Here is a 6,893-nt window from a genome sequence, read left to right on the forward strand (position 1 = left end):
TCGGTGAATCGTTGGTGGCAGATCGGACTTCTCGTCGCGGCGTGCGCGCTGCTGGCCACCGGGTTCCAATCCGTCACCGGCGTACACGGCGACGATCTCGCCGTGTACCGGACGGCGGGTCAGGCCGTCCTCGACGGCTCGAACCTGTACGACGAGTCGTTCAACGCGAGACTGCCGTTCACGTATCCGCCCTTCGCTGCGCTCGTCGCCGTTCCAGTCGCCCTGGGTTCCTGGGGTGCGGTCCAGTGGGGATGGAGTTTCGTCAGCCTCCTGATGCTGGCCGCGATCATCGTGCTCAGCTATCGCGAAGTCCCGTTCACACGTAAGCGGCCAGTCGTCGTCTACGTGGGTTTCCTGGTCCTGTGGACGGCGGCATCGCCGATCTCCGATCACCTCGGGTACGGCCAGGTCGGGTTGTTTCTGACTCTCCTGTGCTTGATCGACGTGCTGGCTCGACCACGGTGGATTCCCGAGGGTGTGCTGGTGGGGATCGCCGGCGCGGTCAAACTGGTGCCACTCGTCTACATCGGTTACTACGTGATCACCGGGCGCTGGAAAGCAGTTGCGGGCGGCCTCGCCGGCTTCCTCGGCGCCACGGCTCTGGGCTTTGCGGTTCTCCCGCGCCAGACGATCGACTACTTCGGCGACATCGCCTCACTCTCGGGGCGCGTCGCCGTCGGTGACCCGTCCGTGTTCGGTAACCAGTCCGTGCGTGGAATGGCCTTGCGGCTACTTCCCGAGGGCCTGGTGGGTCCGGCCTGGCTCGTCGCCTGTGCGGTGTTGGGTGTCCTCGGAATTGTCGCGACGCGGCGCGCTCAGCGCCTGCGGGGCGATCTCGCCGGTTTCACGGTGGTGGCTCTGCTGGCGGCAATCGTGACTCCCATTGCCTGGACGCACCACTTCGTGTGGTTGGTGCCGGCGGTCGGTGTACTCCTCGTTCCGATCAAGTCGGGCGTGGGGGAGGGCACTCGATCGGTCCCTGTGTGGTCCTGGATCGCGATCGGTCTCACCGCTGTCGTAGTGCTGTTTCGGCTTCCTCGAGTCGGCGCGGACACGGATATCCCGGTAGTCGGCTTCGTGCTGGAGAATTCATTGCTCTGGGCGAGCCTCGCGGTAGTGCTCGCTCTGGCCGCCCCCGACGTGAGTCGCATCGAACCCGAGACGGTCGACGCCGGCGATCCGAAATCGTCGCTGCAGACCTGAAAACGGGCCGCGACACGCGCATAGGCGCCGAAAATGCTCGAAAATTTTGGATGTGTCGGCGACCACGTTCATTCCCGCAGGTAACGATTTCGCACACTCGCACGGGGGTGTCGCACGCTATGGGTCGAAATACATTGTGTTACAGTCTATTTCGGTACTGTACGCACGTTCGTGTGGCGTCGAATTCGTCTCGATCCAGCCGAAAACGGTGACGATCCGTGACATCGATTCGACGCGCATAACCCACCGCGATCTGCATCGGACCGCGGGGGGTGGGTTAGCAATTCGCGCCAGGCGTGAGTACGGTCGCTATCGCTGCTGGTTATCAGCGGAATAGACAAAATTTGCACACGACGAGACGGAGGAACCGTGGCCCTTCCCCAGTTGACTGATGAGCAGCGCGCTGCTGCTTTGGAGAAGGCAGCTGCTGCCCGCAAGGCCAGGGCTGAGCTCAAGGAGCGCCTGAAGCGTGGCGGCACCGACCTCAAGCAGGTCCTCAAGGACGCCGAAGACAACGAAATCTTGGGCAAGATGAAGGTTTCGGCACTGCTCGAGGCGCTGCCCAAGGTGGGCAAGGTCAAGGCTCAGGAGATCATGACCGAGCTGGAGATTGCACCGACCCGTCGCCTTCGTGGCCTCGGTGATCGGCAGCGCAAGGCTCTGCTCACCAAGTTCGACTTCGAGGCCTGAGCCGACAAGTGATGATTGCTGACGCGGCAGTGTCTGATGATTGCTGACGCAACAGTGTCAGAGAGCAAGACCGCAGTGCGGAGGGGTCGGCTGGTTGTACTGGCCGGCCCTTCGGCTGTCGGTAAGTCCAGCGTCGTTCGCGAGCTGAGAACTCGGTTGCCTGAACTCGTTTTCAGTGTTTCGGCGACCACTCGCGATCCCCGTCCAGGTGAAGTGGACGGCAAGGACTACCGATTCACCTCCCGTGAAGAATTTCAACGGATGATCGACTCCGGTGAACTTCTCGAATGGGCGGAAATCCACGGCGGCCTGCAGCGCTCCGGCACCCCCGCAGCTCCGGTCGAAGAAGCGCTCGAAGCTGGAAAGCCCGTTCTCGTCGAGGTCGATCTCGCCGGAGCACGAGCTGTCCGCAAGGCGATGCCCGAGGCTCTGTTGGTGTTCATGGCTCCACCGAGCTGGGACGTTCTGGTGCAACGGCTGACCGGACGTGGAACCGAAACGGAAGACGTCGTGGCGCGCCGACTCGAGACGGCCCGAGTGGAATTGGCCGCACAGGACGAGTTCGACACGGTCATCGTGAACGAGGATGTAAGCCGTGCTTGCGATGAGTTGGTATCCTTGTTGGTTGGGAACTGATTCCGCACCCTTCGGGAACCGATTTCCACCCCGTTTCTCAGATATCCGGATCGATAAAACTAGTTCTTCAATGAAGATCTAATTCAGGAGACACAAGAGTGAGCAGCACTTCAGCCGCGTCCGCAGCAGGTCAGGGCGCTCTGCCTGCCTACGACACCCCGCTCGGCATCACCAACCCGCCGATCGACGAGTTGCTCGAACGCACCTCTTCCAAGTACGCCCTGGTCATCTACTCAGCCAAGCGCGCGCGCCAGATCAACGACTACTACAACCAGCTCGGTGACGGCATCCTCGAATACGTCGGACCTCTGGTCGAGCCCGGTCTGCAGGAAAAGCCGCTGTCCATCGCGTTGCGTGAAATCCACGCTGATCTCCTCGAGCACACCGAAGGCGAGTGAGCACCACATCTGCCGCACCCGAACCTCGTTCGGGTGTCGGGGGAGTGTCCGACGCGCCCACATCGATACGTAAGCGCATTGTCGTCGGTGTCGGTGGGGGTATCGCCGCGTACAAGGCGTGCTCGATCATCCGCAGCTTCACCGAGAGCGGTCATCACGTCCGCGTGATTCCGACCGAATCCGCTCTGGAGTTCGTCGGGCGCGCGACGTTCGAAGCACTCTCCGGCAACCCGGTTCACACCGGCGTCTTCAACGACGTCCCGCAGGTTCCGCATGTCCGTCTCGGACAGGAAGCCGATCTGGTCGTCATCGCGCCGGCAACCGCTGATCTGATGGCGCGAGCGGTCATGGGTCGCGCAGACGACCTGTTGACGGCCACTTTGTTGACCGCGCGCTGTCCGGTCGTCTTCGCCCCAGCAATGCACACCGAGATGTGGGAGCACCCCGCAACGGTCTCGAACGTGGCGACACTGCGTTCGCGCGGCGTCCACGTGATCGAACCTGCCTCCGGGCGTTTGACCGGGAAAGACACCGGAGCCGGTCGACTTCCCGAACCCGACGAGATCGTCGGGTTGGCATCGTTGCTCCTCGAGCGCTCGGACGCGTTGCCGCGCGACCTGGAGGGTCGCCGCATTCTGGTCACCGCCGGCGGTACTCGCGAGCCGCTCGATCCCGTGCGCTTTCTCGGTAATCGCAGCTCGGGCAAGCAGGGCTACGCGCTCGCCCGTCTTGCCGCGCAACGCGGCGCGCACGTGACACTGATCGCCGGGTACACGGCTGATCTCGCCGACCCCGCCGCTGTCGACGTCGTGCACATCAAGACGGCCGAAGATCTCCGGTTGGCAGTGGAAAAGCACGCACCGGGACACGACGGAGTCGTCATGGCTGCGGCTGTCGCGGACTTCCGCCCCACCACCGTCGAAGGCAGCAAGATCAAGAAGGGCGCAAACGAACCCGACTCGATCAGCCTCACCAGAAATGCCGACATCCTCGCCGGTCTCGTCGAAGCGCGTCGTGACGGCGACTTGGATGCTCGAACGGTGATCGTCGGATTCGCCGCTGAGACCGGTGACGCCCATGGTGACGTTCTCACCTATGCCCGCTCCAAGCTTGCCCGCAAAGGTTGCGATCTCCTCGTGGTCAATGCGGTCGGCGAGGGCAAGGCGTTCGAGGTCGATCACAACGACGGTTGGCTGCTCGGTTCCGACGGCTCGGAGTCCGCTCTCGAACACGGATCCAAGGCTTTGATGGCCAGTCGAGTACTCGACGCCCTGGTCAAGCTCTTTCCCGAGTAGCGACACGCGCCCGGTGGTGAGAGTTACCCCACGATAATCGGGTGAGTACAAGGGTGTTGCGCAGGCGGTCCAACCGTTATCGTCGGCTCAGCCCCCAGCTAACAAAGCATGACAAAACGGTCACCGAACGGTGATTCGGATACTTCAATAAGCTGTAGTCAAGAACTCAGTCGTCGAGAGGGAGATCTGTGAGCAAGTCCGGCAGTCGGCTATTCACCAGCGAGTCCGTCACCGAGGGGCACCCGGACAAGATCTGTGACGCGATCAGCGACTCGATCCTCGACGCGCTGCTCACCCAGGACCCGCGCGCCCGCGTGGCCGTCGAGACACTGGTCACCACCGGCCAGGTTCACGTAGCCGGTGAGGTCACGACCACTGCGTACGCGGACATTCCGAAGATCGTGCGCGACACGGTCCTCGAAATCGGCTACGACAGCTCCGCAAAGGGCTTCGACGGAAATTCGTGCGGCGTCAACGTCGCGATCGGCGCCCAGTCGCCCGAGATCGCGCAGGGTGTCGATCACTCGCACGAGGCTCGCGTCGACGGAATCAGCGACGACGAGATCGACCGTCAGGGTGCGGGCGACCAGGGCCTGATGTTCGGCTACGCCACCACCGACACGCCGGAACTGATGCCGCTGCCCATCGCGCTGGCTCATCGTCTCTCTCGCCGGTTGACCGAGGTCCGTAAGTCCGGCGTGCTGCCGTACCTGCGCCCGGACGGCAAGACCCAGGTCACCATCGAGTACGACGGTGACAAGGCTGTCCGTCTCGACACCGTGGTCATCTCCACCCAGCATGCCGCTGACATCGACCTCGACAACCTGTTGACGCCCGATCTTCGCGAGAAGGTGCTTCACTCGGTGCTGACCGACGTCAACCTCACCGATCTCGACACCTCCGATGTTCGTCTGTTGGTGAACCCGACGGGCAAGTTCGTCCTCGGTGGCCCGATGGGTGACGCCGGTTTGACCGGCCGCAAGATCATCGTCGACACCTACGGCGGAATGGCTCGCCACGGTGGCGGCGCGTTCTCCGGCAAGGACCCGTCAAAGGTCGACCGCAGCGCTGCCTACGCCATGCGCTGGGTGGCCAAGAACGCTGTTGCCGCAGGTCTGGCCGACCGCATCGAGGTTCAGGTCGCCTACGCCATCGGCAAGGCAGCTCCGGTCGGACTCTTCGTTGAAACCTTCGGCACCGAGAAGACCGATCCGGCACGGATCCAGAAGGCGATCACCGAGATCTTCGACCTGCGTCCGGGAGCGATCATCCGCGACCTCGACCTGCTGCGCCCGATCTACGCGCAGACGGCGGCATACGGTCACTTCGGTCGCACCGACATCGACCTCCCGTGGGAGAGCACCGATCGCGCCGACAAGCTGCGTAGCGCAGCTGGTCTCTGATCACTGACGTACAGACGGGGCGCGGGTGGGCGCGGAAAGAGTAGCGGCAGAAGTCGATCCGGTCGCCCGGGTGCTGCCGATGCTCCCGCTCGCTCACCTCGACCGTGAATTCGACTACCTCGTTCCTCGTGAACTCGAAGCGGATGCGCAGCCCGGAGTCCGGGTGCGCATCCGCTTCGCTGGTCGTCTGGTGGACGGTTTCATCGTCTCGCGCGAGGCGACCAGTGACCATCAGGGGAAGTTCGGCTGGCTCGAACGCGTCATCTCGTCCGAGCGGGTCTTGACGGCCGAAATCGCGCAAGTCGTCGATCGTGTGGCGGAGCGTTATGCCGGAACCCGCGCCGATGTTCTCCGTTTGGCGGTACCGCCGCGCCACGCGAAGGTCGAGGCGGAACCGTGGGAGCCCGCCGAGTCACCGTCCGCTCCTGAAGCGATCGAAAATGGTTGGCATCTCTACAGATTCGGTGACGCCTTCCTGTCCGCCATTCGCGAGTCGAAAAGCCCGCGTGCGGTCTGGCAGGCGTTGCCTGGTGAAAACTGGCCACTGCGCCTGGCCGAACTGGCCGGGGCCGTAGCGGCAAGTGGTAAATCCGCGATCCTGGTTGTGCCCGATCAACGCGACCTGGACCGCGTCGTCGCCGCTTGTACCGAACTCTCCGGAGCGGATGCGGTGGTAGGTCTGTCCGCGGGCCTGGGGCCGGCCATGCGATATCGGAGGTGGCTCGCTGCACTGCGCGGGACCGCCCGGATCGTCGTCGGCACACGGAGTGCTGTTTTTGCGCCGACGCCCGAGACCGGTCTTGTCGTCGTCTGGGACGACGGCGACGACAACTTGTCCGAGCCGCGGTCGCCGTATCCACATGCCCGCGAAGTTGCCGTCCTGCGTGGCTACGTCGCCGGGTGCGCCGTCGTGATCGGTGGGTTCTCCCGTACGGCAGAAGCGCAGGTACTCGTCGACTCGGGATGGGCGCACGATCTGGTCGCTACGCGGGACGTCGTTCGTGCCCACGCACCCAAGATCACCGCGCTTGCCGACAGCGATCAAGCCTTGGCCCGCGATCCGGGAGCCAGAGCGGCTCGTTTGCCCGCTATTGCATTCGCGGCCGCCCGGCGCGCTCTGGGTGAGGGCAACGGAGTCCTGGTGCAGGTGCCTCGGCGGGGGTACGTACCGACCCTGGCCTGCGGAAAGTGCCGTGCCCCGGCACGGTGCCGTCGGTGCAACGGCCCACTGGCTCTTCCCGCTGCGGCAGGTCCCGACGGCGCCGGGA

At 63.9% G+C, this 6,893-nt stretch carries 6 protein-coding genes and 1 pseudogene; all 7 read left to right on the forward strand.

Going from position 1 to position 6,893, the window contains the following annotated elements; all coding sequences use genetic code 11:
- Positions 1 to 3: 3 nt before the first annotated feature.
- Positions 4 to 1,203: a glycosyltransferase 87 family protein gene (locus YH3_RS29375; protein WP_238592726.1), complete on the forward strand. Its 1,200-nt coding sequence runs from the start codon at positions 4 to 6 to the stop codon at positions 1,201 to 1,203.
- Between the two features lie 369 nt (positions 1,204 to 1,572).
- Positions 1,573 to 1,893 (forward strand): integration host factor, actinobacterial type, encoded by a 321-nt coding sequence (gene mihF, locus YH3_RS29380; RefSeq protein ID WP_003944825.1) that lies wholly within the window; start codon positions 1,573 to 1,575, stop codon positions 1,891 to 1,893.
- Positions 1,894 to 1,929: 36 nt separating this feature from the next.
- Complete coding sequence (gmk, locus tag YH3_RS29385) at positions 1,930 to 2,529, forward strand: guanylate kinase (protein WP_003944801.1); 600 nt, start codon at positions 1,930 to 1,932, stop codon at positions 2,527 to 2,529.
- Between the two features lie 98 nt (positions 2,530 to 2,627).
- On the forward strand, positions 2,628 to 2,927 hold the full coding sequence (gene rpoZ / locus YH3_RS29390) for a DNA-directed RNA polymerase subunit omega (RefSeq protein WP_003944996.1): 300 nt from the start codon (positions 2,628 to 2,630) through the stop codon (positions 2,925 to 2,927).
- Complete coding sequence (coaBC, locus tag YH3_RS29395) at positions 2,924 to 4,222, forward strand: bifunctional phosphopantothenoylcysteine decarboxylase/phosphopantothenate--cysteine ligase CoaBC (protein ID WP_003944888.1); 1,299 nt, start codon at positions 2,924 to 2,926, stop codon at positions 4,220 to 4,222. Before rpoZ ends, coaBC begins: the two co-directional genes overlap by 4 nt.
- A gap of 188 nt (positions 4,223 to 4,410) precedes the next feature.
- Positions 4,411 to 5,625 carry a methionine adenosyltransferase gene (metK, locus tag YH3_RS29400; RefSeq protein ID WP_003944827.1) on the forward strand — a complete coding sequence of 405 codons (1,215 nt, stop codon included), beginning with the start codon at positions 4,411 to 4,413 and terminating at the stop codon, positions 5,623 to 5,625.
- A gap of 25 nt (positions 5,626 to 5,650) precedes the next feature.
- Positions 5,651 to 6,893, forward strand: a pseudogene (locus YH3_RS36920) (primosome assembly protein PriA); the annotation flags it as partial.

This window comes from Rhodococcus sp. YH3-3 (assembly GCF_001653035.1).
In the GTDB taxonomy this organism is placed as follows: domain Bacteria; phylum Actinomycetota; class Actinomycetes; order Mycobacteriales; family Mycobacteriaceae; genus Rhodococcus_F; species Rhodococcus_F qingshengii.